The following is a 26,003-nucleotide window of genomic DNA, read 5'->3' on the forward strand; positions in this document are numbered from 1 at the left end:
TGAGCCGTTACCTCACCAACTAGCTAATGCGACGCGGGTCCATCCATAAGTGACAGCCGAAGCCGCCTTTCAATTTCGAACCATGCAGTTCAAAATGTTATCCGGTATTAGCCCCGGTTTCCCGGAGTTATCCCAGTCTTATGGGCAGGTTACCCACGTGTTACTCACCCGTCCGCCGCTAACTTCATAAGAGCAAGCTCTCAATCCATTCGCTCAACTTGCATGTATTAGGCACGCCGCCAGCGTTCATCCTGAGCCAGGATCAAACTCTCCAATAAAGTTAGTTTGTCTAGCATCTAAAAATAAAAATTGACGTTTCACGTTGTTTGTTTCGTTCAGTTTTCAAAGAACTAAAAGCGGGTGAAGAGAATCGAACTCTCGACCAGAGCTTGGAAGGCTCTTGTTTTACCACTAAACTACACCCGCGTGGTCGGGAAGACAGGATTTGAACCTGCGACCCCCTGGTCCCAAACCAGGTGCTCTACCAAGCTGAGCCACTTCCCGTAATTGGCGCGCCCGAGAGGAGTCGAACCCCTAACCTCTTGATCCGTAGTCAAACGCTCTATCCAATTGAGCTACGGGCGCTTATTCATGATGTTTTTTCGTCGTTGTATTTTGGCGACTCAATCATCTTACCATACTACATTTTCAAATGCAAGTACTTTTTTAAGATTTTTTTGATGCGGCCGAGAGGACTTGAACCTCCACGGGGTTTCCCCCACTAGGCCCTCAACCTAGCGCGTCTGCCGTTCCGCCACGACCGCGCGGAAAAAACAAAAAGTGAGCCATGAAGGATTCGAACCTTCGACCCTCTGATTAAAAGTCAGATGCTCTACCAACTGAGCTAATGGCTCGTAAATGGCTGGGCTAGCTGGATTCGAACCAGCGCATGACGGAGTCAAAGTCCGTTGCCTTACCGCTTGGCTATAGCCCATCGAAAAAAATATCTTCTTTTCAAAGACAAATGTTATTGTACCATAATGTCCAATAAAAAACAACTGCCAATTAGCAGAAGTTAAAATGGCGGTCCCGACCGGGGTCGAACCGGCGATCTCCTGCGTGACAGGCAGGCATGTTAACCACTACACCACGGGACCATTTGGTTGCGGGGACAGGATTTGAACCTGCGACCTTCGGGTTATGAGCCCGACGAGCTACCGTACTGCTCCACCCCGCGATAATACTATTCATATAAAATTCATATGGTGGAGGATGACGGGATCGAACCGCCGACCCCCTGCTTGTAAGGCAGGTGCTCTCCCAGCTGAGCTAATCCTCCGAAGTGGTGACCCGTACGGGATTCGAACCCGTGTTACCGCCGTGAAAGGGCGGTGTCTTAACCACTTGACCAACGGGCCAATATGTATGGCAGAGAAGAAGGGATTCGAACCCTCGCACCGCGTTAGCGATCTACTCCCTTAGCAGGGGAGCCCCTTGAGCCACTTGGGTACTTCTCTGTATGGCTCCGCAGGTAGGACTCGAACCTACGACCGATCGGTTAACAGCCGATAGCTCTACCACTGAGCTACTGCGGAATAATGAAGACAATTTGTATATTATAAAATTTCTTTCTGTAAGTCAAGAAGTTTTTAACAACATCTTGTTCAAACGTGACATGTTTATACTATACTGGATTGCGTTTTTACTGTCAAGATGTTTTCGATATCGGTTTAAGTTTCCCTTTACACTTTCCGCAGACATATCTTTTGGTATTTATTTGACGCCTTCTTACATATTGAAGTAAACACTCCATACATTCATACTTATAAATCTTTTTTTCCTTCTCTTCATTAATCATTCGTTTACAAAAACGAGGTGCATCAACTTTCTTTAACAACTCACGAAAATCTCTGTCCCTGTGCTTATACCCTCTTCCTGTAATATGCAAGTGATAATGACACAGTTCATGTTTGATGATTCCGATTAACTCCTCCTTACCATACATTTCGTAATATCGATAATTCAGTTCAACATTGTGACTCTTCAACAGATAACGCCCGCCAGTTGTACGCAACCTACTATTGAACTTTGCTTTATGTAAAAACGGCATTCCGAAGTATTGTAGCGATACTTCTTCCACTAGCCGTTGAATTTCTTTCTCGTCCATTCTCATTCCTCCTAAACAAAAAAATATTTTTACACTTTTCACGCTTCTTATACATATATTAAATAGTACATATACCCATCCTCATTCAAGACGCGTGGTTTCTAAAAACACAACATGAATAGAAATCCACTCACCAACCTCTCATTAATAGTACTTTAGATTTTTGAGAGTAGGATTAAACAAGGAGGGATTCCTATGCCTACGTGGCTAAAAAAACAGATGCAACGTGCATATTTCGAAAAAAACCGGTATCAAATTAAATTGCTAAATGAATGCTGGTTTTATTATAGCAAAACACATCAAAACTCATAATCCATTACACTTTTTATTCTATAAAAAAAGAGCAGTTTCATCTGCTCTCTTCTCTTACTATTCAATCGGCAACATAGATAGTGCAACGCGTCCTTTTTTTGTATCAATATCATCTACCCATACTTTTACAATTTGTCCTACTGATACAACATCTAACGGATGCTTTACAAACTGTTTGCTAAGCTTAGAAATATGCACTAAACCATCTTGCTTTACGCCAACATCAACAAAAGCACCAAAATCAACAACGTTACGCACTGTTCCTTCTAGTTCCATACCACGTTTTAAATCTTCTAATTTCAAAATCCCTTTTTTCAGAAGTGGTTTAGGCAACTCATCCCTCATATCTCGTTCTGGACTAATGAGCGCATCTATAATATCAACTAACGTCGGCTCCCCAACTCCCGTTTCTTGAGACAACTTAGAAATCTCTACTTCTTCCAATCTCTTTTGTAATTGCGGTTGTCCTACGTCATCTATCGATAACCCTAAACTCTTCAATAACAATTCAACATTTTTATATTGTTCGGGATGAATACCTGTTCGATCTAACGGATTCGCTCCTTCTAATATACGCAAGAAGCCTATACATTGTTCGTACGTCTTTGCACCTAAACGTGGAATTTTCTTTAATTCCGTGCGCTTTTTGAATTTCCCATCCTCTTCTCTCTTTGCCACAATATTTTTCGCAACGGTTTTCGATAAACCTGAAACATATTGTAACAATGCAACCGAAGCCGTATTTACATTAACCCCAACTTGGTTAACAGCTGTCTCTACTACAAATGTTAATGACTCATTCAATCTCTTTTGAGATACATCATGTTGGTATTGTCCAACCCCAACTGATTTAGGATCAATTTTCACAAGTTCAGCAAGTGGATCTTGCAGACGTCTTCCAATAGAAACGGCACTTCTCTCTTCAACTTGTAAATTCGGGAATTCCTCACGGGCTAAATCAGAAGCTGAATATACACTAGCACCCGCTTCATTTACAATAATATAAAAGACTTCCTGTTTCACACTTTGTAATACATCTACTATAAATTCCTCTGTTTCTCTAGATGCTGTCCCATTACCAATTGCAATCATTTCAACTTGATATTTATCTATAATAGAAAGAACTTTCGTTTTTGCTTCATCATATTTACGAACAGGCGGATGCGGATAAACAACATCAATATGTAGTACTTTCCCCGTATCATCTACTACAGATAATTTACAACCAGTTCTATATGCCGGATCTACCGCTAGCACGACTTTCCCTTTCATCGGAGGTTGTAATAATAAGTTACGTAAGTTCTCAGAGAAAATATGTATCGCTTGTTCTTCAGCTGTTTCTGTTAATTCTTTACGAATTTCTCTTTCAATTGAAGATTGAATTAATCGTTTATAACCATCTTCAATCGCTAATTGTACATAATGCGCACTTTTAGAATCGTTATCACGAATTACTTTCTTGTATAAGAAATTTAATATCTCATCTACTGGTGGGACAACAGAAACTCTCAATATATCTTCTTTCTCACCGCGATTCATTGCTAATACACGATGTGGTACTACTTTTTGCAATGGTTCTTCATAACTGTAATACATTTCATATATATTCTTTTCATCTTTTTCTTCACCTTTTACAGACGAAGACATAATACCTTTTCTAAAAGTAACATTTCGAATCCAACTACGATACGCAGCTTCATCTGAAATCATTTCTGCAATAATGTCTTGTGCACCTTGTAAAGCTTCTTCTGCAGATTGCACTTCTTTCTCTGCATTAATAAATTCCACTGCCTTTTTAGCCGGTTCTTCTTTCTTATATAACAATAACCATTCAGCTAACGGTTCTAACCCTTTTTCTTTTGCAATCGTTGCTTTCGTTCTTCTTTTCTCTTTATATGGACGATATAAATCTTCTACTTCCTGTAACTTTGTAGCTTTAACAATTTGCTGTCTTAGCTCTCCTGTCAGTTTCCCCTTCTCGTCAATAAGACGAATAACTTCTTCCTTCCTATCTTCAAGTTGCATCATATATTGCCATCTCTCTAAAATCGCACGAATTTGCACCTCATCTAAAGAGCCTGTCCATTCTTTTCGGTAACGAGCAATAAATGGAACTGTGTTACCTTCTTCTGTTAATTGAATAACATGACGAACTTGCTTTTCGCTAAAGCCTAATTCTTTCACTAACATTTTCATTAACGCTTGTCGATTATCTACCATTTCCATATACAACCGTAACCTCCTCTATAATAAAAAAAGTTGCCCTTCAAAGAGAGCAACTTAAACTGCCGATTTAAAAATCTATTAGTCCTAAACTAATTTGTAACGCTTCATCTACACGACTCATCATCACTTCATCTAAATGAGTGATTTTGTCCGTTAAGCGTTGCTTATCGATTGTTCGAATCTGCTCAAGTAAAATAACAGAATCTCTCTCAAAACCATACTTTTTCGCATCAATTTCCACATGAGTGGGTAATTTCGCTTTTTGAATCTGTGCAGTAATAGCCGCTACAATCACCGTTGGACTAAAACGATTTCCGATGTCATTTTGAATGACAAGAACCGGACGAACGCCTCCTTGCTCAGAACCAACAACTGGGGAAAGGTCTGCAAAATACACGTCGCCGCGTTTTACAATCAAAATATTACCCCCCGCTAACTAAGCGTTCTACTGTATGAGCTGCTTCATACTCCGCTAAGAAAGCTTCAGATGCAATACCAAGATTAATTTTTCCCATTTCAATATACCCACGTCGCATTGATTCATGTTGGTAGCGTTTCTTCGTCTTATGTTGACGCAATAACAATTGTGTTGCCTGGCAAATTAGTTCATGGCGATTCTTATTCTCTTGTTTTCCAATTCCGTCCAATTCCGTTACCATTTGCTTTGGCAACCGAACCACGATTTCAGTAGTTACACTTGATTCGGACACAAAAATACACCTCCACCGTCAACTACACACCCAAATATATATATGACACCTATTGTAATAATACCATTGTATGGAGCCTGTTGCAAAGACTTCCTTATTCCCTGCTTATGTTTTCCAATTCACAAACAAAACATTCATCTTCTTAAATTTTTTATCTCATAACTAACTAAAAACAATAGAACTCCTCTTCAAAACTTACGTGTAACTTATATAAAAAATGATTATAAGTAAAAAGCTTCTCATCAAAAAGAGCTTATTATCCAGCAATGAACAGTCACTCCAATGACAAGAAGCAATCATACTACCTTCTATATATTGTTCAAGTAATTAATTATCTCTACAACCTTACCATTCCGTATAAATATTCTTGGCACACGGAAACTGATCGTTGCAATAATTTCATAATTAATAGTCCCTGAATATTCCGCAACCTCTGTAGCGCTAATATACTCATCTCCCTGCCTTCCGATAAGCGTAACTTTCGTACCAAGCGGCACTTCACAAGGAAGATGAATCATGAACTGATCCATTGTTACTCGCCCTACAATCGGTACCCTTTTACCATTTATAAGCACTTCAAATCCTTGTAATCTTCTAAGCCACCCATCTGCATAGCCAATCGCTACAGTTGCAATCCATTCTTCAGTTTTCGTTCGGTAAGTGACGTTATAACTAATTCCATCACCTTTAATCACCTGTTTAATATGAGCTACTTTCGTATGCAGTGATAGCGCCGGTTCTAATTCAAATGGTAAAAAAGGACGTATTTCTACAGAAGGAGATAATCCATACATTGCAATCCCAATTCGCACTGCATTAAATGTAATTCCTTGAAAACGTAACGTGGCAGCACTATTAGCTGTATGGACAAACTTAGGATCCACTCCGAATTCTTTCAACCAACTTAACTGCTCTAAGAACGTGTTATATTGCTTATCAAAATACGAAGTCTCAACCTCATCTGCCGTTGCAAAATGCGTGTATACTCCTTCTAACTCTAAAAACGGTGCACCTTCTAAACTCCTTAAAAATTCTTTCAGCTCTTTTCTTTCACGTATTCCAATTCTCCCCATACCACTATCAAAATTAATATGAAATTTCATTACAGATGAACCATCCCAAAGTTTAATTGCTTCGTCCACCCATTCTTTTTGAAAAACAGTTAGCGCTACATCATTTTCAGCAGCTACATTTACATCACGCGGCGGCGAGGGACCTAACACTAAAATCGGCACAGTAATACCAGCCCTCCGAAGCACTAAAGCTTCATCTAAAAAAGCAACAGCTAACCTTGTTGCACCCGCTTCTAATGCCGTTTTAGCCACCGGTACATAATCGTGCCCATACGCGTTCGCTTTAACTACAGCAAAAATCTCTACATCACTTGGGATGAACTCTTTAATATGTGTAACGTTGTTATAAATGGCATCTAAATCCACTTCCACCCAAGTGTCACGGTAAAATGGTGCTTCTTCCATAAATACACTTCCTTATACACGATATGCGAAGCTTATTCTTTTATATGCTTCTTTTATGAAATCCACCTTCAAACTAAGAAAAGACGTGGTGCACATATATCACCACGTCTAAGAAGTTTACTTCACCTGCTTCGCTGTAACTGAACGAGCAACCATTAACAGCTCCTTCGGCTCTAAACCTTTAGACACGAGCATATATTCTACTCCGTTATGCGACCACGTTACAGAGTCTTTCGTCAATGCACCAATCGTAAACCCAAGATCAACCGGTTCCCCACTTACACTTACCGCTGATGAAGCCTCTGCAACTTTTGCCTTTTCTTGTATTAAAGTAAAGGATTTCTTATTTCCAGTGTATGTGAGTATCGCACGCTTGCCACTGTCTGTCTTCAACTCTTTTTCATCTTGCAGAGTCATACCTTGTGGTGTATCAAGCGGATACAAAGTAGCAAACGGTTTGTCTTCTTTCGCTGTTGTTTGAACATCTACCTGCGCTCTAGACATATTTTGTTTCGTATCAAATGCACCTTTATCAAATTTCGCATCGAATTTCACCTTAGAGAAATCTACTTTTACAAGAACATTTTGATCATTATCCATTAACTTCACTGAAACTGGAGTCAAATCGCTCTTCTTCAGTGTAATCTCTTGTTTCGGCAACATATTTTGATGTTGATAGTTTGTTTTTGTTTTAAAAATATAATACTTATCTGTTTTCTCGAAAGTAAGGTTTTTCTTATCCTGCAAAATATCTCTTACAAGTGATTCATATAAATAAGCCTGGCTGCTATTTTGCGGCCAATCACTTTGAAAACGGAAGCTCTTATTAAGTGCTGGCGTTAATACAAATACACCTTCTTCATTTCTTAAAATGATTTGGCTCTGATCTTTTTTTGCATTCTTTAAATTCACACGATAAAAAGACGGTTCTTTATGCCAAATCTCTACATTATACTCCTGAGGCTCATTTCCTGTTTTAATAGATAATTTCGCTTCAGCTTGATAACTTTTCATCCCTTTTACTTTCGCTTCTAAATCTCTCACGACATCATCTTGTTTCTTTTCCACACAACCCGCCAACACAAAAACGGTCAACAAACCGACAAGAACTAAAAACAGACGCCTTTTCATCACTTCAGCCCCTTTGCCCCTATAAATGAATGGAAGATGTACCTTCCTTATCGCTACCTCAAATATATGAGACAAAGATATAAAATATGCAGACTAGCGTGACGAGCTTTCTAAAACAACTTGAGCAACAGCAAATTCCTTACTATGACTAATTGATAAATGAACAATATACTCTGTACTTGTAATCAGAATCGGCTTACCTCTTTCATCATTTTTCACTTCAATATCTAAAAAGCTCACTTCTTTCCCGATACCAGTACCTACAGCTTTTGAATACGCCTCTTTCGCTGCAAACCTTCCAGCTACAAACTCTGTAAGACGACTTCCTTTCAGCTCCATAGCAACATTACGTTCATTTTCTGTTAAAATACGTTCCATAAATTTAAGCTTTCCATCTAGCATTTTTTCAATACGATTTAATTCAATAATATCGATTCCAATCCCTATAATCATTTCAAAATCCCCTTCTTCTATTTAACTTTCTTCTTTCATATTGATAAGAATAACAGAGAATCTTTCTGATGCAAAAGGGGTGATAGTAACCGTATGCTAATAAGATCCACTCAGATTTCTTTACAACCGACTATTCTCACCTTACTTCTTATTCACTTAGTCCTGATGATATTAGGCGACTTTTTCCTCTTCCCACTGGCAGCCTCTAATGAATATATCGCTAAAGGAGAATGGTGGCGTGTCATAACTTCCCTTCTGGTACACGTAGACTTACAACATTTTCTTTCTAATAGTATTTTTTTGTTTGCACTTGGTTCTTCTATCGAAAAGCAACTCGGACACTTTTCTTTTTTTATTCTATTTTTTATTTCTGGAATTTCTGGAAATATTTCTTCTTATATTATTATGCCACCTGAATATATTCACGCAGGTGCATCAGGTGGTATTTTCGGACTATTAGGCGCACAATTATTTTTATTGTACAATCGATACCGCTCTTCAAAACCAAAAGAAATTGCCATTTTCTCAATTATGATACTTCTATTACTGCTATTTACTTTCTTTAATCCTTCCGCCAATCCGATCAGTCATTTAACAGGTTTAATAACCGGCGGCATTTTAACTCCTTTTTTAACAAAAAAAAACGATGGTGCAAAGCTTATTTAATATAAAAGCTTGCACCATCGATAATTTCTACATCTACATGTTCGCTTAAATCCCTCATTAATTGAAATAAAGACTCATCCTTCATCTTCGCCTCAATCATACAATCAATTTGCGGAACACTTCCCTTTATCCTTCTTAAAAAAGATAAAAATGCGTCTACATTAATATAATCTGCATGAGCTCTTGGATCTTTTCCCTCTCTAGGGCTAGAGATATGCATTTTAACTGGCAACAAAGATGTTTCCCACGTATGAACAACACGTGCCCAATCTTCATACCAATCTTCTTGCTCATTATTCATCATATGGTGATGCAAATCAAACACGACAGGAATATCTAATTTTTCTCCTAAATATAATGTTTCCTCTAACGTAAAAGTTGTATCATCATTTTCTAATATAATCATTTCTTGAATACCCCTTGGGACATTAGACCAATTCTCTATAAAACGCTCTAATGCAAGTTCTTTATCTTTATACCCTCCTCCAACATGTAGTACACATCGTTGCTTATGTTCAATCCCCATGCCTTTTAATAATTTTTTGTGCATCTGCAATGTCTTTACAGATTGTTTAAAAACACTCTCCTCAGGTGAATTTAGTACAACAAAATGATCTGGATGGAAATCAATTCGCATATTCATATGAATTGCATATTCACCTAATTCTTTCAATTTTTCTTTTAAAGGACGAATATAGTTCCACTCTAGCAATTCCTCATGATTCGCTAAAGGAATGAGCTTAGAACTAAGCCGAAAGAAAGATATGTCATGTCCCTTATTATGCTTTAATAAACGCAAACAATTTTCCAAATTGGAATTAGCAATTCTTTCAAGTTTACGAATTGCAGCATCACGATCATCTATTTTCTGAAACTGTGCGTACGTCATCGTTTGAGATGGGGATGCATTCTTCAAATGCACACTCATCGCAACGTAACCAAGCCTTACAAGCATATAACAGCCCCTTTTCTATCATAACTACTATGTAGTATGCACAATTACAGAAATAAAAAAAGAGAATGCCCGCAAAGGGCATTCTCTTTTTTTATTAAGCTTGTGGACGGCTATGATGTTTTCTTTCGCCGCGTCCATTTGAAGATCCTGGGCGACCTTGACCTTCACCTCTACGACCACGACTACCACCATCACGATTACGATCACGGTTTCCATCACGATTGCGATCACGGTTTCCGTCACGATTACGTCCATCACGGTTACGACCATCGCCACCACCGCGTCCATCACGACTACGATTACGGTTACCATCACGGTATCCGCCTCCGTTACCGCCACGTTTTTTAGAACCGCCACCTCTTGAAACAACTGGTGGTTCTGATGTTAAAGCAATCGGAGTTGTATCCGGCTCTTTAGTCATCATTTTTAAAGCAGCAGCTACTACTGTTACAGAGTCATTCTCTTCTAACATTTCTTCTGCAATACGCTTGTAGTATGATAAGTTCTCATTTTGAATCGTGCTTTGAAGTTTTTCAGCGATTAAACGTTGTTGACCTTCTAATGCCTCATCAAGTGTCGGTGCTTCCATGCGATCAACTTTACGTTTTGTTGTACGCTCGATATTTTTTAATTGTCCTGATTCACGTGGTGTTACAAATAACATTGCAATACCTTTTTTACCTGCACGGCCAGTACGACCGATACGGTGAACGTATGATTCTGGATCTTGTGGGATATCGAAGTTGTATACGTGTGTTACGCCTGAAATATCAAGACCACGTGCAGCAACGTCTGTTGCAACAAGAACTTCAATAGCACCTTCTTTAAATTTACGTAATACAGACATACGTTTCGCCTGTGTTAAGTCACCATGAATACCTTCTGCTGCATAACCACGTAAGTTTAATGCTTCTGATAATTCATCAACACGACGCTTTGTACGACCGAATACGATCGCAAGCTCTGGAGATTGAATATCTAGTAAGCGTGTTAACACGTCAAACTTTTTCTTTTCTTGCACTTCTAAATAGAACTGCTGAATGTTTGGCATTGTTACTTCTTTTGCTTTTACTTTAATGTGTTGAGGCTCAGTCATGAAACGCTCAGCAATACGACGGATTGGATCTGGCATTGTCGCTGAGAATAATAATGTTTGATGTGTTTCTGGCACATCTGTTAAAATCGCTTCAATATCTTCAATGAAGCCCATGTTTAACATTTCATCCGCTTCATCAAGAACAACAGTCTCTACGTTTTGTAAGCGAAGTGTTTTACGGTTAATATGATCTAAAATACGACCCGGCGTACCAACAATAATGTGTGGGTGTTTTTTTAGAGCACGAATTTGGCGGTTAATATCTTGACCACCATAAATTGGTAGAATACGAACACGTTTATGTTTACCAATTTTGTATAGCTCTTCTCCAACTTGAATTGCTAATTCACGCGTTGGCGCGATAACAATACCTTGAACTGCTTCTTTATTTGTATCCACTTTATCTAATAGTGGTAATCCGAATGCTGCTGTTTTCCCTGTACCTGTTTGCGCTTGCCCAATAATATCCTTACCTTGCAATGCATGTGGAATTGTTTCAGCTTGAATCGGCGTAGCCTCTTCAAAGCCCATACTTTCAACCGATTGCAGTAAAGACTCACTTAATCCTAATTCTCGAAATGTTGTCAATGTTACTTCTCCTTTTCTATCCTATACTTATCATTTAAAAAAAGGCGTTTTCCGAATTTGCGGAAAAGCCCTTTTCCTGAATGCTCACGTATATAACCGGGCGTATATTCTTCACGAAAATACTTCTAAACGTTATTACACTTTATCAATTATAAGTTTTGTATGTGTAAAAAGCAAACCCAACTGTTACCTTATTTTATATTCAGGGCCTTTTTCTTTACTTTTATTTTTTTATCATTTACTGTAAGCGCTTATTATAAGTTTCTTCTATTTTCGTGACTATCATCCCTATTTATATACACCAATTATTTCAACATCGTAATTACTTCTTCTAATTTCATACCGCGAGATGCTTTTATTAATACAACATCTTTGGCATCGACTACCGCTTGTAAATCTCTTACTAACTCTTCTTTATTATCATACGCCTTTACACGTTCATTAGGGAAATTAATTTTCGCTCCTTCAGCAATTTGAGCTCCTAATCTACCGTATGTGAATACATGTGCGATTTTTGCTGGATCGATTAATTTACCTACCTCATAATGGAACTGCACTTCTTGATTTCCAAGTTCTAACATATCACCGAGCACAACGATTTTTTTAGTAAATCCATCTAAACCATTCATTAAATGGAATGCTGCCTCCATAGCCGTCGGACTTGCATTATAAGCATCGTTGATAATTGTTAATCCACTATCCGTTTTTACAATCTCCATACGCATGCCCGTCATTTGAAGTGTTACTAAACCTTGTTTCATTTCTTCCCACGTCACACCAAAATGTGTCGCAATTGCCATTGAAGCAAGTGTATTGTACACATTATGTTTTCCTAATACCGGTAGGTAGAATGAAATATTTTCATCTCTATTCATTTTAAAATGTGTCCCAGTTGCCTGTAATGTTACAGTTGTTGGATAGTAATCGTTGGCTCTTGCATCACCAAACGTAACTGTTTCTGCTGCTAAATTCATTTCAGGAACACGATTCGTTAATAACGGCTCATCTCCATTATATACGAACACGCCACCTTCTTGTAACCCTGTAACAATTTCTAATTTCGCTTCAGCAATTGCCTCACGAGATCCTAAATCCATTAAATGTGCCTCACCAATATTCGTAATGATAGCTGCATTAGGACGAGCTAACTTAGATAAAAATTCAATCTCTCCTCGGCTTGACATACCCATTTCTAATACAGCTACTTCTGTATTTTCTTCTAAGTTTAAAATAGTGAGAGGTAATCCAATATGGTTATTGAAATTCCCTTCTGTTTTTTGAACTTTGAACTTAGTTGCAAGAATACTTGTCACAATATCTTTCGTGGATGTTTTACCGTTACTACCTGTCACACCAACAACTTTAACATCCAATTGATCGCGATAGTTTTTCGCTAACACTTGCAGTGCAGATAGCGTATCTTCTACAAAAATAACCGGAAGATTCTCGGGTGGATTTGCTACATCTTTCATCCATAATGTAGCTACAGCTCCATTTTCAACTGCTTTATCTACAAAAGCATGTCCATCGAAACGCTCCCCTTGAATCGGAACATATAAGTTTCCTTTTTCAATTTTTCTCGTATCAATAGACACGCCTTGAATAATAGTTCCCTCATATTGCTCTGCTAATCCAGTACCATTTACCATCTGTTCTACTTGCTTTAACATTCGCTTTATCATATAGAAACGCTCCTTACATAGAGGAAGCACTATTCCTACGAATAGTGCTTCCTCCTTTTTTTGTTAGATTGTATATTTAATTTTTTGTTTTTCTTCGTGACGTTCAATCGCTAAACGAATTAGCTCTTCGATTAACTCTGGATACGGTAACCCAGTATGTTGCCATAATAGAGGAAACATACTAAACGGTGTAAATCCTGGCATAGTGTTTACTTCGTTAATATACACTTCTCCGTCTTTCGTTAAGAAGAAATCAGCTCGCGTTAAGCCTGCACCATCTAATGATTGGAACGCAATAATTGCATCACGCTTAATCACATCAGATTCTTCTCCTGTCATTTCAGCTGGAATAATTAACGCCGTATCACCATCGATATATTTCGACTTATAATCATAGAAGTCCTTTTTCGGAACGATTTCACCTACAACTGAACATTTCGGCTCATCATTACCTAGTACCCCAACTTCTACTTCACGACCTACAATATTTTCTTCTACAATAATTTTGCGATCAAATTGGAATGCCTCTACAAATGCATTCTCAAGTTCTTCACGATTTTTACACTTATTAATACCAACACTTGAACCAAGGTTTGCTGGTTTTACGAAGCAAGGATACCCTAACTTATCTTCTACTTTAGAATAAGCTTCCTCACGATCTTTTTCCCATGCACTGCGAATGAAAGACGCATATTTTGCTTGTTTTAAACCAGCCTCTGCAAAGATGTTTTTCATAACAACTTTATCCATACCAGCAGATGATGCTAGAACACCATTTCCTACATAAGGAATATTCATCAATTCTAATAGTCCTTGAACCGTTCCATCTTCACCGTTTGGTCCATGTAGTAATGGGAAAATAACGTCAATAGCGTTTTCCTCAGAAGCTGCAGATGGAATAATTTCTGTACTTAATGATAACGGAGAAATCGCATTTTCTGCACCGCTCATTTTTAAAGCTTCAATATCTGTTACTTCGCCTTCAATACGCTCACCGCGTACCCATTGACCTTGTTCTGTAATATAAATTGGATGAATCTCGAATTTATCTTGATTTAACGCTTTAATAGCAGCAAGAGCCGTCTGTAGTGAAACTTGATGCTCAGCTGATTTTCCACCATATAATAAACCTAATTTAATTTTCGTCAATGAAATCACCCTAACCAATTGTTTTCATTTTTCTATTTTAGCACTTTTTATAAAAATAGGTAGTTCCTATTTGAAATAAAATGTAACTTCCATAAATAATTAAATAACATCACATATTGGTTTTTCATTTCATTTTCTTTATAGCTACACAAAATAAAATGGCAATCTAATCTAGTTATGTACCTAAAATATGTAGAGATCCCTTTTTTTGTGTATGTCACCTATTCACTAAGAAGATTATTGGGTCAGTGTGTCTTTTTGCTTTTGCTCAACAAGACGATCTAAAGAAATATATACAATACCTGCAACTACACATCCTACAGCTAAAATTGTAAATAGAAAGTGGCCAAGTAATCGATCTAATAAAAAACCTCCCAAAAGTGGACCAAATGCGCTTCCTGTAATCCACTGCAAACTTGCAGCTCCCATATAAGTCCCTCTCAAATGTTCAGGGGCCAAATTTGCTACAAATGTCATCTGTACAGGTGACATAATCATCTCACCTAATGTATATATAGCATAAACGAACAGTAGTGTTATTAAAATAACTGTAGCATTTGTATTAAATTCTCCAAACCACTTCGGTAACCACCCTATAAAAAATAATCCAATCCCGAACAAACATGCACCATATAACATCGTCTTCCCGACTGGTTTATCCGTAGCCCATTTTGAAATTTGAAATTGGAATAAAACAACTAATAGTCCGTTTAACGCCATTAAATATGGATATGGATTATTCGTTCCAAAAATACGCTTCATTTCATTATCAAAATGTAGTGGCAACATGCCTTCGGTTTGAGAAAACCCCATCGAAATGATAATACCTGCTAATAAGTAAATCATTAATGCCTTATCTCGCATTACAATTTTCCAAACCGCCCCAGATTCCTTTTCTTTATGTTCTTCCTTATCTGTCCTCTTTGGCATCGTCTCTTGAATAAGAAGTAATACAAGTAACGCATAAAATAGCATTGTAGAAGAGGCAATAATAAACACAAGATTCTTTGACAACACAACTACTGATGCTCCCATTATCGGACCAATCGCAGCACCTATATTGTGTCCCATTCGTAATAAACCATATGCCTCTGTTCTTTTTTCTGGTGCCGTTACATCTGCGACCATAGCTGATGCAGCTGGGTGAAATAAAGAATTACTCAACCCTAAAAAAATAGATAAAATTGCATATGGAATAAACCCTTCTATAAATAGAAAACCGAGCATTAATAATGCATTACTTGCCATAGAAAATATCATAATCGGTTTTCTTCCATACATGTCAGCAATTCTTCCTCCGATAAGTGATCCAAAGCTTGCAGCAATTGGAGAAAGCGCCATAATAACCCCAACTTCCAACAACGAATCTACCTTATCTTTTAAATATAATGCAAAAAAAGGCATTAACATCATCATTGCAATTCCATTTAACGTCTCTCCAATAAATCGAATCCATACGTTACGGTCCATCTCTCTTAACTCACGCCACGTATTTTTCATCATTTCACCCCTTTAGTTAGCCAACAATTATCTTATAATAAGTTCAGAAAAATGTAAATTTTCAAATAAAAAAATCCATTCTAACAGAATTAGAATGGATTTTTTTTGCTTATAAATTCGCAACATCTTCTTCTTTTTTACTATTATTTAAAGCACTATGTTTTCGGCTATATAAGAAGTAAACCGCTATACCAATAACCATCCATATCCCAAAACTAATCCATGCTGTCCCCGATAATTGAAGCATTAAGTATAAACAGAAAATCACTGTTAATGCTGGTAAAAATGGTACAAGCGGAGCCTTAAATGCCCTTGGTAAGTCTGGATGGGTTCTTCTCATTACAATTACCGCAACAGCTACGAGTGCAAATGCTGACAATGTCCCCATATTTACAAGATGTGCTAAAACATTTAAATCTATTAATCCTGAAATCAGTGCCGCAATAATTCCCGTTGTCCATGTATTTAAAAATGGCGTTTTAAATTTCGGATGAACTTTAGCAAGACGCTTCGGCAGTAAACCATCTCGGCTCATCGCATAAGAAACACGAACTTGTCCATACATCATAACTAGCATTACTGTTGTAATTCCTGTAATTGCTCCTACTGAAATTACCCCAGCTAAGCCATCTTGTCCAATAAATTGAAGTGCAAAAGCAACTGGATCTGATATATTTAGCTGTCCGTATGGAACAATTCCTGTCAAAATAAGCGAAACAACGATATAAAGAACTGTACAAATTAATAATGATGCAATAATACCAATTGGTAAATCACGTTGCGGACGTTTCACTTCTTCTGCCGCTGTTGAAACTGCATCAAATCCTATAAATGCGAAGAATACTGTAGCCGCTCCAGCCATTACACCATCTAAACCAAACGGCATAAAAGGCGTCCAGTTTTCAGGTTTCACATAATTAAAACCAGCAAAGATAAAAATAAGAACAACCGCTATTTTAATAAATACCATAATGTTATTTACTCGTGCACTTTCACGAACACCCCTAGATAAAAGAACTGTCATCACTAAAATAATTAGAACTGCAGGTAGATCAATTATTCCACCCTTTCCTGTACCAGGAGCCGAGGAGAGAATAGTCGGAATGTGAATTCCAAACCCCTTTAATAAAGATTGAAAATATGCAGACCAACCGTTTGCTACAGCAGATGTAGCAAGTAAATATTCAAGCATTAAATCCCAGCCAATTAAAAATGCGAATACTTCTCCCATCGTCGCGTATGTATACGTATACACACTGCCCGATACAGGAACTGAAGAAGCAAATTCAGCATAACAAAATGCAGCAAAGGCACAAGCTAGCGCGGCAATCGCAAATGATAATATAATAGCTGGCCCAGAATGTTTCGCTGCCACAACACCCGTTAGAACAAAAATACCAGTTCCAACAATTGCTCCGATTCCAAGCATAGTTAAATCTAGCGCGCCCAATGTTCTTGCTAACGTTTTTTGCTTACTTTCTTGCATTAACTTTGCAATTGGCTTCTTTTGAAAAATTTGCTTCATCTTTCACTCCTCCAAGTTTTAAATTTTCTGAAAATTTTTAATTTGCTTTTTTATTTTACTCATTACGCTTTTCCTAGTCAATACTTTTGTCGAAACAAGTAGAAATTCTTCTGAATATGCACTATCCTTATCATTCTTTCTATATATCTTTCCATTATTTTTTTTGGTATTATTATACATGTCGATTCCGTGAAAAAGGCATGCTCCCTTATTGAGAGCATGCCTTTTTTACTTATTTCACAGTATATGAATCTTGTTCAATCCAGCTATACATATACTTTTCATCTTCTGTTTCATGTGCTTGTTTTACAATACGAAGCGGACGGAATGTGTCTATCATAACAGCTAATTCAAGCGTCTCTTTCTTCCCTATACTTGCCTCTGTTTTCCCCGGATGCGGCCCATGGGGAATCCCGCTCGGATGAAGTGTAATAGAACCTTCCTCCACACCTTTGCGACTCATAAAGTTTCCTTCTACATAGTAAAGAACTTCATCGCTATTAACATTACTATGATAATATGGTGCCGGAATTGACTCTGGATGATAATCGTATAAACGTGGTACGAAAGAGCAAATAACAAAATTATGCCCTTCAAATGTTTGATGTACTGGCGGCGGCTGATGAATGCGCCCTGTAATTGGTTCAAAATCCTCTACATTAAATACCCACGGATACAAATAGCCATCCCATCCAACAACATCTAACGGGTGGTGTCCTAAAACATGTTTATGCATATAACCTCTTGATTTTGTCATTACGACAAAATCGCCTTTTTCATCATAGGTCTCTAATTTTTCTGGACCACGAAGATCTCTTTCACAAAACGGACTATGCTCTAACAATTGTCCATATTCATTTCGATAACGACGCGGCGTTGTAATTTGGCTATTCGCCTCTACAACGAGAAACTTAGTCTCTCCTTCATCTGGAATAACACGATAAATCGTTCCAATTGGGATCGTTACATAGTCGCCTTTTCTATAGTGAATCGTTCCAAACATCGTTTCAATTTTCCCTGTTCCATAATGAACAAATAACATTTCGTCGCCATCACCATTACGATAGAAATAATCCATTTTTTCTGTTGGGCTCACTACTCCAATTAACAAATCTTCATTTCCAAGTATGAAATTCCGTCCACTTATTGCATCACCACTTTTTCTATTTTCTTTCGTTCGGAAGTGGCGATGAGAAAGAGCAACATCCTCTTCATACTGCAACTGACAAGAATGCGATAATGCAGAATGACCTACTTCTGTTGGCATATAGTGATGATACAAAATAGACTGCGTACCAGAAAAACCTTTTGTTCCCATTACCTGTTCACGATAAAGCGATCCATCTTTTTTACGAAATTGTACATGTCGTTTATGAGGTAGTTCTCCCATGTGACGATAAAACATGCCCATCACTCGCTTCCTTTTCTTTTTTGATCGTATTACGTAGTGTACCTAAACCAGTAATCGACAGCTCTACAACATCTCCATCTTGTAGCCACTCTTCTGTACCAAGTTCTAAAATACAGCCTGTTCCTACTGTCCCAGAACCAATCACATCTCCTGGATATAACGTAACGTCCTCTGAAGCACGTTCAATCATTTCAGCAAATGTATAGTAAATATCTTGGAAGTTTCCCTTTGATAATAGTTTTCCGTTTACATGAGCAGTCATTTCTAAATCATATCGATCACCATTACGATAAACATCTAATTCCTCTTTCGTAACAAGATGTGCTCCTAACGAAGTTGCAAAGTCCTTTCCTTTCGCTGGACCGAGACCTACTTTCATTTCTGTTGCTTGTAAGTCTCTCGCACTCCAGTCATTCATAATACAATAACCAAAAATATATTCCTCTGCTTGCTCACGAGAAATATTTCGCCCTTCTTTTCCTATTACGCAAGCGATCTCCAACTCGTAATCAAGCTTTTTAGACTTTTTCGGACCAATTACAAAATCACCGGAACCAATTACAGCACGATGATTAGTAAAATAAAAAACCGGAATATCATACCATTCAGGCACAACATCTAGTCCTCTTCGTCCGCGAGCTGTTTTTACATGTTGTTCAAATGCATAAAAATCTCGAATACTACTCGGATTAGGAAGAGCAGCTGTCAATTGTACTTCTTCTAAAGCATATATACCCTTATTTGGATTCTTAACATTCCTCACTACTTCTACATACTCATCAGCTTTCTCTAAAAAAGCCATCATAGAAGAAGGGATTCTCCCTTCACTAGCAAGATTCATATCTATTACTTTGTCACCTTCAAGCCATCCAGCCCGTATTTCTTTTGAAGGAAGACGAAATGTAACAAATTTCATCCTGATTCCTCCTTATAAAAATGAAATTTCCACCAGCAAAGGGACTTTTGCTGGTGGATACAAATCTTATAAGTTTCCGCGACGCTCTTGTTCTCTTTCAATTGATTCGAATAACGCTTTAAAGTTTCCTTCACCAAATCCACGGGAACCTTTACGTTGAATGATTTCAATAAATAGAGTCGGGCGATCAACAATTGGTTTCGTAAAGATTTGTAGTAAGTAACCTTCATCGTCACGATCTACTAAGATCTTTAATTCTTTTAGCTTATCAATTTCTTCATCGATTTTTCCAACTCGTGCAGTTAACTCATCATAATAAGTATCAGGTGTATCTAAAAACTCCACCCCATTTGCACGAAGTGCTTCAACCGTTTTAACAATGTCACTTGTTAATAAAGCAAGATGCTGTACACCAGCTCCATTATAGAACTCTAGATACTCTTGAATTTGTGACTTTCTCTTTCCATCTGCTGGTTCGTTAATAGGAAACTTAATACGGCTTCCATTTGTCATAACTTTCGACATTAAAGCCGAATACTCTGTACTAATATCATCATCATCAAAATGAATCATTTGTTTAAAGCCCATGACATTCTCGTAATAACTAACCCACTCTTCCATTTTTTCAACATTACCAACTACATGATCGACAGCAATTAAACCAGACTCTTCAAATGGAATATTAAACTCTACCTTTTGGAATCCTGGCATAAATGCCCCTTTATAATTTTTACGCTCTACAAGCGTATGAATTGTATCACCATACGTACCAATAACTGCTTTTTTCAATGTACCGTCCTCATCTGTTAATTCCTCTGGTGGAGCAATTGCGACGGCACCACGTTTCACTGCTTCTGAGTATGCTTTATCAACATCATCAACAAGTAGTGCCACATCCTTCACGCCATCACCATGAGTCTTTACAAACTCTGCAATACGATTTTCACTACTTAAAGCTCCAGACACAACGAAACGCATATTTTTTTGCACAAGAACATAAGATACCTTTTCACGGTTTCCAGTTTCTAATCCAGAGTAAGCCACAATTTTGAATCCGAATGCTCTCGCAAGATAATAACTCGATTGCTTTGCATTCCCTACGTAAAATTCCAAATGATCTACATCACGTACTGGAAAAAAGTCCTCCATTTGTGCAGCTAGCGTATCCATAGATTTTTGTTTCATAATATCTTCATCCCCCTGTAAATAGATTAAATGGTCCATACTTAAAACCAACCGAAAACGCTTCCAATATAAATAAATAGAAATTAGTTAGCAAGCTAACAAATTCTGACCTTTAAAATTTTCTATCTTTTCTGTCAAATTCCTCTTTTTTTCTTACATATAAAATTCGACTTTTTTCTCTTTGAAATAAAGTGAAACTTTAATCAGCCCTCACCAATCGGGCTTTTACTCAGTGGATTTTTGATTATTCGTTGAATCAAGTTGCAACCGCAGCGTCTAATTATTCATGAATGCTAAATAATGAGGTAACTTTAATACTTGAAGGTATATAAGAAGAAAATAAAAAAGACTCCAACATATTAACTACTTACTAATACGTTAGAGTCTTTATTTTTTTTGAATGATTGTATTTATATATATCATACTAATACACTTGCAAGGAATAGAATAAATGATGTTAATATTACCGCTCCACCTAAGGATCCTAATAAATCTGTTTTTGTTACTTGAAACACTTGTTCACTGTTCATATCCCTCATTCTCCCTTCTTTTTCTTTTGTTACAAAGTTTCTATTATACTAATACACTTGATAGAAATACGATTAATGCTGTTAATACTACCGCTCCACTTGCTGATCCTACGAAGTCACCTTTTGTTACTTGTAATACTTGCTCTTTCATATCATTTATCCTCCCTTTTCATAAGTTATCTATATGTAATTTCTAAGAAATGTTTATTTCATAGTTTTTATGTTAACGTTACATTAAATTTGATAACGTAACGTTTGTAACATTAATGTAACATAACTATTGTTACGTTGCAATATAATAACGTGAAATTTATTACACTTTTTTTACGTTTTTTTATAACAACCCCCAAAAACCTTTATTTAATGCGATTTTCACTAAGCTCACGTTTGTAACATTCGTGTAACATTACAGTCATAAAGTGAAATATAGTCATACTCCTCTCTATTTTTGTTACAAACAGTTTATTTAGTGACACTAAACCTATCTAATCTTTACTTACTTTTAATATGAGATAAAATACCGTCTTTCCAAGATAAGTTTATATGTTTCCTCTATATAACTATGTATAATAAAAACAAAGAGGTGGTCATTTTGAAATTAATCGCATTAGATATGGATGGTACACTACTATCATCTAATCTTGAAATCTCCAAAGAAAACCTACAAGCAATCCAAACTGCACAAGAAGCTGGTCATATTGTAATGATTTGTTCTGGTCGTGCGAAAGAGGATGCTTTAAAGCTATTGGAAGAATATAAATTATCTCTTCCAGTCGGAGCAAGCAATGGGGCTATTGTTTATGTGGATGGAAAAGTAATTAACTCGCGTTGTATACAAAACGACAAAGTGTACAAACTTGCAAAATTACTAGAATCTGAAAGTTTCCCATATAAGTTATATACAAATAAAGGAGTTTATTCTCCATATACATGGCAAGATCAAGTGATGCAAGCGTTCGAAGAAAATAAGCATGCGCTCGATGTTACATTAGAGGAACTTGAACGAATTACAGAAAAGCAAAAGAAATCGAACCTAATTACTGATTTCAAAAAAATAGAAGATGTTGTAAATAACCAAGAACTAGAAATATCTAAATTCTTCATTTCAACATTTAATGCAGCGCATCGCGCACAGCTATTAAGCGTGTTACAAGAAGACGCTGATATTATGGTTACAGCATCAGCTCCTACTAACTTAGAAATTATGGATAAGAATGGACATAAAGGAAACGGGCTACAGCAGATGGCAGCTCATTTTAATATTCCTATTGAAGATACAGTTGCTATTGGTGATAATTTTAATGATGTACCAATGTTAGAAGTAGCAGGCTTATCTGTTGCAATGGGCAACGCTGAAGAAGATGTAAAAAAACTATGTGATGTTGTAACATTAACAAACAATGAACATGGTGTTTCTCATGCAATCGAGCAATTTGTATTGAAACAAACTTCATCTAGTAAATAAAAAAAGGACTCTTTCAAATTGAAAGAGTCCTTTTTTTATACGTGATGACAAGCAACAAAATGCTCTGCACCAACATTACGAAATTCTGGTATTGTTTTTTTACAAACATCTGTTGCAAACGGGCAACGTGTATGAAAACGACAACCCGAAGGTGGATTTGCTGGACTTGGAATATCCCCTTCTAATATAATTCGCTCTCGCTTCACTGTTGGATCTGGTATTGGAACAGCTGATAACAATGCTTTTGTATACGGATGTAGCGGATTGGTAAATAACTCATCACGCGGCGCGATCTCCACAATTGTACCTAAATACATAATTCCGATTTTCGTACATAAATGTTCTACTACACTTAAATCATGTGAAATGAATAAATAAGATAATCCCTTTTTCTCCTGTAACTCACTAAATAAATTAATAATTTGTGCTTGGATAGATACATCTAGTGCTGCCACAGGTTCATCAGCTACAATGAATTCTGGATTTAATACCATAGCCCTTGCGATTACGATACGCTGACGTTGTCCACCAGAAAACTCATGGGGATACCGGTCAATATGATAAGGAGCTAAGCCACACAACTCCAATACTTCAATTACCTTTTCACGAACATTTTCTTTCGTCGCTAATCCGTGGGCCAACATCGGCTCTCCAAGCGCTTCACCAATTCTCATTCTCGGATTTAATGAGCTAAATGGATCTTGGAAAACGAGCTGCATATTAGGGCGATGTTTTCTCAATTCATCCTTGGATAAAGAATGAACATCTTTCCCTTTAAACTTCACTTCCCCCTCCGTTTTTTGAACGAGACGTAAAATTGTTTTTCCTATCGTTGTTTTTCCGCTCCCTGATTCGCCAACGAGACCAAACACTTCGCCTTTATTAATAGTAAAACTTACTCCATCAACTGCTTTTACATGCCCGATCGTTCTACTAAATATGCCACCTTTAATTGGAAAATATGTCTTTAGGTTTTTCACCTCTAATAATGGTTCACTCATTGTTCCGCACGCTCCTCATATAACCAGCAAGCTACTTTATGATTTTCATCATTTACATTTAGATTTGGGGCTTCTTTTTCACATATTTCCATACAATGCTCACAACGCCCACTAAAGTAGCAAAACTCACCTAAACCAACTAAATTCGGAACTTGCCCTGGAATAGAATATAGTTTATCTATTCGTTTTCCCATTACTGGTTTTGATTTCAATAATCCTTTCGTATAAGGATGTTTTGGATTTTGGAATATCTCTAATACTGGAGCTTCTTCAATAACTTTCCCACCATACATAACGACAACGTAATCAGCCATTTCTGCTACGACACCTAAATCATGTGTAATTAATAAGATCGACGTTTTAAATTCTTCTTTCACTTGTCTTAGTAAATCCAATATTTGAGCTTGAATCGTAACATCAAGAGCTGTTGTTGGTTCATCTGCAATTAATAACTTAGGATTACAACTAAGCGCAACAGCAATCATAATACGTTGTAACATCCCGCCGCTCAGTTCATGCGGATAAGAGTGGACGATTTCATCAGCGCGGGCTATGCCAACTTTACGAATTAACTCAATTGCCTTCTTATATGCTTCATTTTTACTAAGTAATTCATGCTCCCTTAACGTTTCTACAATTTGCTCTCCTACAGTGAAGACGGGGTTTAGCGATGTCATTGGTTCTTGGAAAATCATTGCAATATCATTACCTCGTAAACTACGAAGTTCTTTCTCTTTCATTCCTAAAAGACTTTTTCCTTCATATAAAATGTCTCCACCCACTACACTGCCTGATTCAGCAATAAGCCCCATAATAGATAAAGCTGTTACACTCTTCCCGCAACCAGATTCACCTACAACACAAACAGTTTCACCTTCTCGAACAGCAAAACTAACATGATTCACAGCTTTTACTGTCCCTTCCTCCGTTTGAAAGTGTGTTTGTAAGTCTTTTAGCTCTACTACCGCTCTACTCATACCTTCTCACCTACCGTCTCATCTTTGGATCTAACGCATCACGAAGTGCATCACCAAGTAAATTAATTGATACAACTGTTATAAAGATTGCAAAACCAGGTGGAATCCATAACCACGGACGCTTTTGGAAATCAATTAATGAGTTAGCTGCGCTAATCATGTTCCCCCATGATGGCGTAGGTGGGACGACGCCGAGACCTAAGTAACTTAGTGCGGATTCTCCCAAAATAGAACCTGCAACACCTAATGTAGATACGACAATTAAAATGGGTAAAACATTAGGTATTAAGTGATATATAATTTTCCGGTAATCTTTTATTCCTAACACATCCGCAGCTTGCATAAATGCTTGCTCCCTAAGTGATAAAATTTGCCCTCTTACAAGGCGTGCAAGCCCTGGCCAACCTACTAAACTTAAAATAATCATAATGACATATAAACGATAATCAGACGGTACTTTCCACTCTGATAAAATCGCACCCATTATAATAAGTAACGGTAATCCTGGCATCGACATTAAAATATCTGCAAGCCGCATAATAATATTGTCCACAATACCACGATAAAAACCTGCAATCGCTCCTAATACAGCTCCTAGTATCACTGATAAAACCATTGAAGCTATGCCGATAGTTAATGAAATCCGTCCCGCTTGCATTAGTCTCGTTAAAATATCTCTTCCTAATTGATCTGTACCAAGCCAATGAGAAAAACTAGGTGGTTTGTTAATTAGTGCAACTTGTATTTTCCCTGATGCATATGGTGAAAAGAAAGGACCAATAAAACAAAATAAAAACATAAAAATTAATGCATACAATCCTACGAGTGCCATCTTATTTCTTTTTATCTTTTTAAGAGCCTGTCGCCACGGTGATGATTCATTTTTCCTTTTCTTTTTTTCTTTTTTCTCTGTAATCGCTGTAACAGTTTCCATCTCATT

24 protein-coding genes, 12 tRNA genes and 1 rRNA gene are annotated in these 26,003 nt (G+C 37.2%); 3 read left to right on the top strand and 34 right to left on the bottom strand.

Annotation, left to right across the window (positions count from 1 at the left end):
- The 14 genes from C4S65_RS24200 to C4S65_RS24265 form a co-directional block, all read right to left on the bottom strand.
- A 16S ribosomal RNA gene (locus C4S65_RS24200) occupies window positions 1-278 on the bottom strand; the annotation flags it as partial.
- Window positions 279-355: 77 nt separating this feature from the next.
- Window positions 356-426 (bottom strand) — tRNA-Gly (locus C4S65_RS24205).
- Window position 427: 1 nt separating this feature from the next.
- A tRNA-Pro gene (locus C4S65_RS24210) sits at window positions 428-504 on the bottom strand.
- A 4-nt stretch (window positions 505-508) separates the two neighbouring features.
- Window positions 509-585 (bottom strand) — tRNA-Arg (locus tag C4S65_RS24215).
- A 96-nt stretch (window positions 586-681) separates the two neighbouring features.
- Window positions 682-764 (bottom strand) — tRNA-Leu (locus C4S65_RS24220).
- A gap of 17 nt (window positions 765-781) precedes the next feature.
- Window positions 782-854: transfer RNA gene (locus tag C4S65_RS24225), tRNA-Lys, on the bottom strand.
- A gap of 5 nt (window positions 855-859) precedes the next feature.
- Window positions 860-934 (bottom strand) — tRNA-Gln (locus C4S65_RS24230).
- Window positions 935-1,021: 87 nt separating this feature from the next.
- Window positions 1,022-1,097, bottom strand: a tRNA-Asp gene (locus C4S65_RS24235).
- Between the two features lie 3 nt (window positions 1,098-1,100).
- Window positions 1,101-1,177, bottom strand: a tRNA-Met gene (locus C4S65_RS24240).
- A 26-nt stretch (window positions 1,178-1,203) separates the two neighbouring features.
- Window positions 1,204-1,279, bottom strand: a tRNA-Val gene (locus tag C4S65_RS24245).
- A gap of 4 nt (window positions 1,280-1,283) precedes the next feature.
- A tRNA-Glu gene (locus C4S65_RS24250) sits at window positions 1,284-1,358 on the bottom strand.
- A gap of 8 nt (window positions 1,359-1,366) precedes the next feature.
- Window positions 1,367-1,457: transfer RNA gene (locus C4S65_RS24255), tRNA-Ser, on the bottom strand.
- 3 nt (window positions 1,458-1,460) lie between these two features.
- Window positions 1,461-1,535, bottom strand: a tRNA-Asn gene (locus tag C4S65_RS24260).
- Between the two features lie 113 nt (window positions 1,536-1,648).
- Entirely contained in the window at window positions 1,649-2,107 is a 459-nt protein-coding gene (locus C4S65_RS24265; RefSeq protein WP_000343551.1) for a SprT family protein, read from the bottom strand.
- Between the two features lie 195 nt (window positions 2,108-2,302).
- Between C4S65_RS24265 and cmpA the strand changes: the two genes are divergently transcribed.
- Window positions 2,303-2,419 (top strand): cortex morphogenetic protein CmpA, encoded by a 117-nt coding sequence (gene cmpA / locus C4S65_RS24270; protein ID WP_086406725.1) that lies wholly within the window; start codon window positions 2,303-2,305, stop codon window positions 2,417-2,419.
- Between the two features lie 57 nt (window positions 2,420-2,476).
- On the opposite strand, the gene C4S65_RS24275 is transcribed toward cmpA, so the two are convergent.
- The 6 genes from C4S65_RS24275 to acpS all read right to left on the bottom strand — a co-directional run bounded on the left by C4S65_RS24275 (window position 2,477) and on the right by acpS (window position 8,417).
- The gene (locus C4S65_RS24275; protein ID WP_140337854.1) at window positions 2,477-4,645 is read right to left on the bottom strand and encodes a Tex family protein; all 2,169 of its coding nucleotides are present in this window, start codon (window positions 4,643-4,645) and stop codon (window positions 2,477-2,479) included.
- Between the two features lie 67 nt (window positions 4,646-4,712).
- Entirely contained in the window at window positions 4,713-5,063 is a 351-nt protein-coding gene (gene ndoA / locus C4S65_RS24280; RefSeq protein ID WP_000635965.1) for a type II toxin-antitoxin system endoribonuclease NdoA, read from the bottom strand.
- Between the two features lie 4 nt (window positions 5,064-5,067).
- Window positions 5,068-5,355 (bottom strand): antitoxin EndoAI, encoded by a 288-nt coding sequence (locus tag C4S65_RS24285; protein ID WP_000004570.1) that lies wholly within the window; start codon window positions 5,353-5,355, stop codon window positions 5,068-5,070.
- A 308-nt stretch (window positions 5,356-5,663) separates the two neighbouring features.
- On the bottom strand, window positions 5,664-6,833 hold the full coding sequence (gene alr, locus C4S65_RS24290) for an alanine racemase (protein WP_000390595.1): 1,170 nt from the start codon (window positions 6,831-6,833) through the stop codon (window positions 5,664-5,666).
- Between the two features lie 117 nt (window positions 6,834-6,950).
- Window positions 6,951-7,901, bottom strand: coding sequence for an outer membrane lipoprotein carrier protein LolA (locus tag C4S65_RS24295; RefSeq protein ID WP_003306148.1), 951 nt, complete (start codon window positions 7,899-7,901; stop codon window positions 6,951-6,953).
- 156 nt (window positions 7,902-8,057) lie between these two features.
- Window positions 8,058-8,417, bottom strand: coding sequence for a holo-ACP synthase (gene acpS, locus C4S65_RS24300; protein ID WP_000583417.1), 360 nt, complete (start codon window positions 8,415-8,417; stop codon window positions 8,058-8,060).
- A gap of 93 nt (window positions 8,418-8,510) precedes the next feature.
- Here acpS and C4S65_RS24305 point away from each other — a divergent pair, with 93 nt between their 5' ends.
- Complete coding sequence (locus C4S65_RS24305) at window positions 8,511-9,083, top strand: rhomboid family intramembrane serine protease (RefSeq protein WP_016078971.1); 573 nt, start codon at window positions 8,511-8,513, stop codon at window positions 9,081-9,083.
- Here the strand turns inward: C4S65_RS24305 and uvsE are convergent.
- From uvsE to C4S65_RS24360, 11 genes are all read right to left on the bottom strand, one after another.
- The gene (uvsE, locus tag C4S65_RS24310; protein WP_000961145.1) at window positions 9,076-10,038 is read right to left on the bottom strand and encodes a UV DNA damage repair endonuclease UvsE; all 963 of its coding nucleotides are present in this window, start codon (window positions 10,036-10,038) and stop codon (window positions 9,076-9,078) included. The genes C4S65_RS24305 and uvsE overlap by 8 nt on opposite strands.
- Window positions 10,039-10,132: 94 nt before the next feature.
- Window positions 10,133-11,722: a DEAD/DEAH box helicase gene (locus C4S65_RS24315; RefSeq protein ID WP_000206602.1), complete on the bottom strand. Its 1,590-nt coding sequence runs from the start codon at window positions 11,720-11,722 to the stop codon at window positions 10,133-10,135.
- A gap of 305 nt (window positions 11,723-12,027) precedes the next feature.
- A complete protein-coding gene (murF, locus tag C4S65_RS24320) occupies window positions 12,028-13,404 on the bottom strand; it encodes a UDP-N-acetylmuramoyl-tripeptide--D-alanyl-D-alanine ligase (protein WP_061667696.1) in 1,377 nt (458 codons plus the stop codon).
- Between the two features lie 63 nt (window positions 13,405-13,467).
- On the bottom strand, window positions 13,468-14,553 hold the full coding sequence (locus tag C4S65_RS24325; protein ID WP_061667697.1) for a D-alanine--D-alanine ligase: 1,086 nt from the start codon (window positions 14,551-14,553) through the stop codon (window positions 13,468-13,470).
- A gap of 237 nt (window positions 14,554-14,790) precedes the next feature.
- Entirely contained in the window at window positions 14,791-16,053 is a 1,263-nt protein-coding gene (locus C4S65_RS24330; RefSeq protein ID WP_103945509.1) for an MFS transporter, read from the bottom strand.
- Window positions 16,054-16,162: 109 nt separating this feature from the next.
- A complete protein-coding gene (locus C4S65_RS24335; protein WP_000809361.1) occupies window positions 16,163-17,578 on the bottom strand; it encodes an amino acid permease in 1,416 nt (471 codons plus the stop codon).
- Window positions 17,579-17,810: 232 nt separating this feature from the next.
- Window positions 17,811-18,983 (bottom strand): homogentisate 1,2-dioxygenase, encoded by a 1,173-nt coding sequence (locus C4S65_RS24340; RefSeq protein WP_061667700.1) that lies wholly within the window; start codon window positions 18,981-18,983, stop codon window positions 17,811-17,813.
- On the bottom strand, window positions 18,949-19,905 hold the full coding sequence (locus tag C4S65_RS24345; RefSeq protein WP_000673996.1) for a fumarylacetoacetate hydrolase family protein: 957 nt from the start codon (window positions 19,903-19,905) through the stop codon (window positions 18,949-18,951). Before C4S65_RS24345 ends, C4S65_RS24340 begins: the two co-directional genes overlap by 35 nt.
- A 66-nt stretch (window positions 19,906-19,971) precedes the next feature.
- On the bottom strand, window positions 19,972-21,090 hold the full coding sequence (gene hppD / locus C4S65_RS24350) for a 4-hydroxyphenylpyruvate dioxygenase (RefSeq protein ID WP_000810920.1): 1,119 nt from the start codon (window positions 21,088-21,090) through the stop codon (window positions 19,972-19,974).
- A 419-nt stretch (window positions 21,091-21,509) separates the two neighbouring features.
- Window positions 21,510-21,620 carry a DUF3948 family protein gene (locus C4S65_RS24355; protein WP_001083691.1) on the bottom strand — a complete coding sequence of 37 codons (111 nt, stop codon included), beginning with the start codon at window positions 21,618-21,620 and terminating at the stop codon, window positions 21,510-21,512.
- Between the two features lie 43 nt (window positions 21,621-21,663).
- A complete protein-coding gene (locus C4S65_RS24360; protein ID WP_025988984.1) occupies window positions 21,664-21,780 on the bottom strand; it encodes a DUF3948 family protein in 117 nt (38 codons plus the stop codon).
- Between the two features lie 432 nt (window positions 21,781-22,212).
- Between C4S65_RS24360 and C4S65_RS24365 the strand changes: the two genes are divergently transcribed.
- On the top strand, window positions 22,213-23,085 hold the full coding sequence (locus C4S65_RS24365) for a Cof-type HAD-IIB family hydrolase (RefSeq protein WP_061666727.1): 873 nt from the start codon (window positions 22,213-22,215) through the stop codon (window positions 23,083-23,085).
- A gap of 35 nt (window positions 23,086-23,120) precedes the next feature.
- Here the strand turns inward: C4S65_RS24365 and C4S65_RS24370 are convergent, their stop codons facing one another.
- Genes C4S65_RS24370 through opp4C form a run of 3 tightly spaced genes read right to left on the bottom strand, consistent with a single transcriptional unit; the run spans window position 23,121 to window position 25,997 of the window.
- Entirely contained in the window at window positions 23,121-24,086 is a 966-nt protein-coding gene (locus tag C4S65_RS24370; RefSeq protein ID WP_061666728.1) for an ABC transporter ATP-binding protein, read from the bottom strand.
- Complete coding sequence (locus tag C4S65_RS24375) at window positions 24,083-25,063, bottom strand: ABC transporter ATP-binding protein (RefSeq protein ID WP_000085614.1); 981 nt, start codon at window positions 25,061-25,063, stop codon at window positions 24,083-24,085. The genes C4S65_RS24370 and C4S65_RS24375 overlap by 4 nt, the downstream gene beginning before the upstream one ends.
- Window positions 25,064-25,073: 10 nt before the next feature.
- Window positions 25,074-25,997 carry an oligopeptide ABC transporter permease gene (opp4C, locus tag C4S65_RS24380; protein WP_000451060.1) on the bottom strand — a complete coding sequence of 308 codons (924 nt, stop codon included), beginning with the start codon at window positions 25,995-25,997 and terminating at the stop codon, window positions 25,074-25,076.
- Window positions 25,998-26,003: the final 6 nt, after the last annotated feature.

The organism is Bacillus sp. ok061, from assembly GCF_900108285.1.
GTDB lineage: Bacteria > Bacillota > Bacilli > Bacillales > Bacillaceae_G > Bacillus_A > Bacillus_A thuringiensis_S.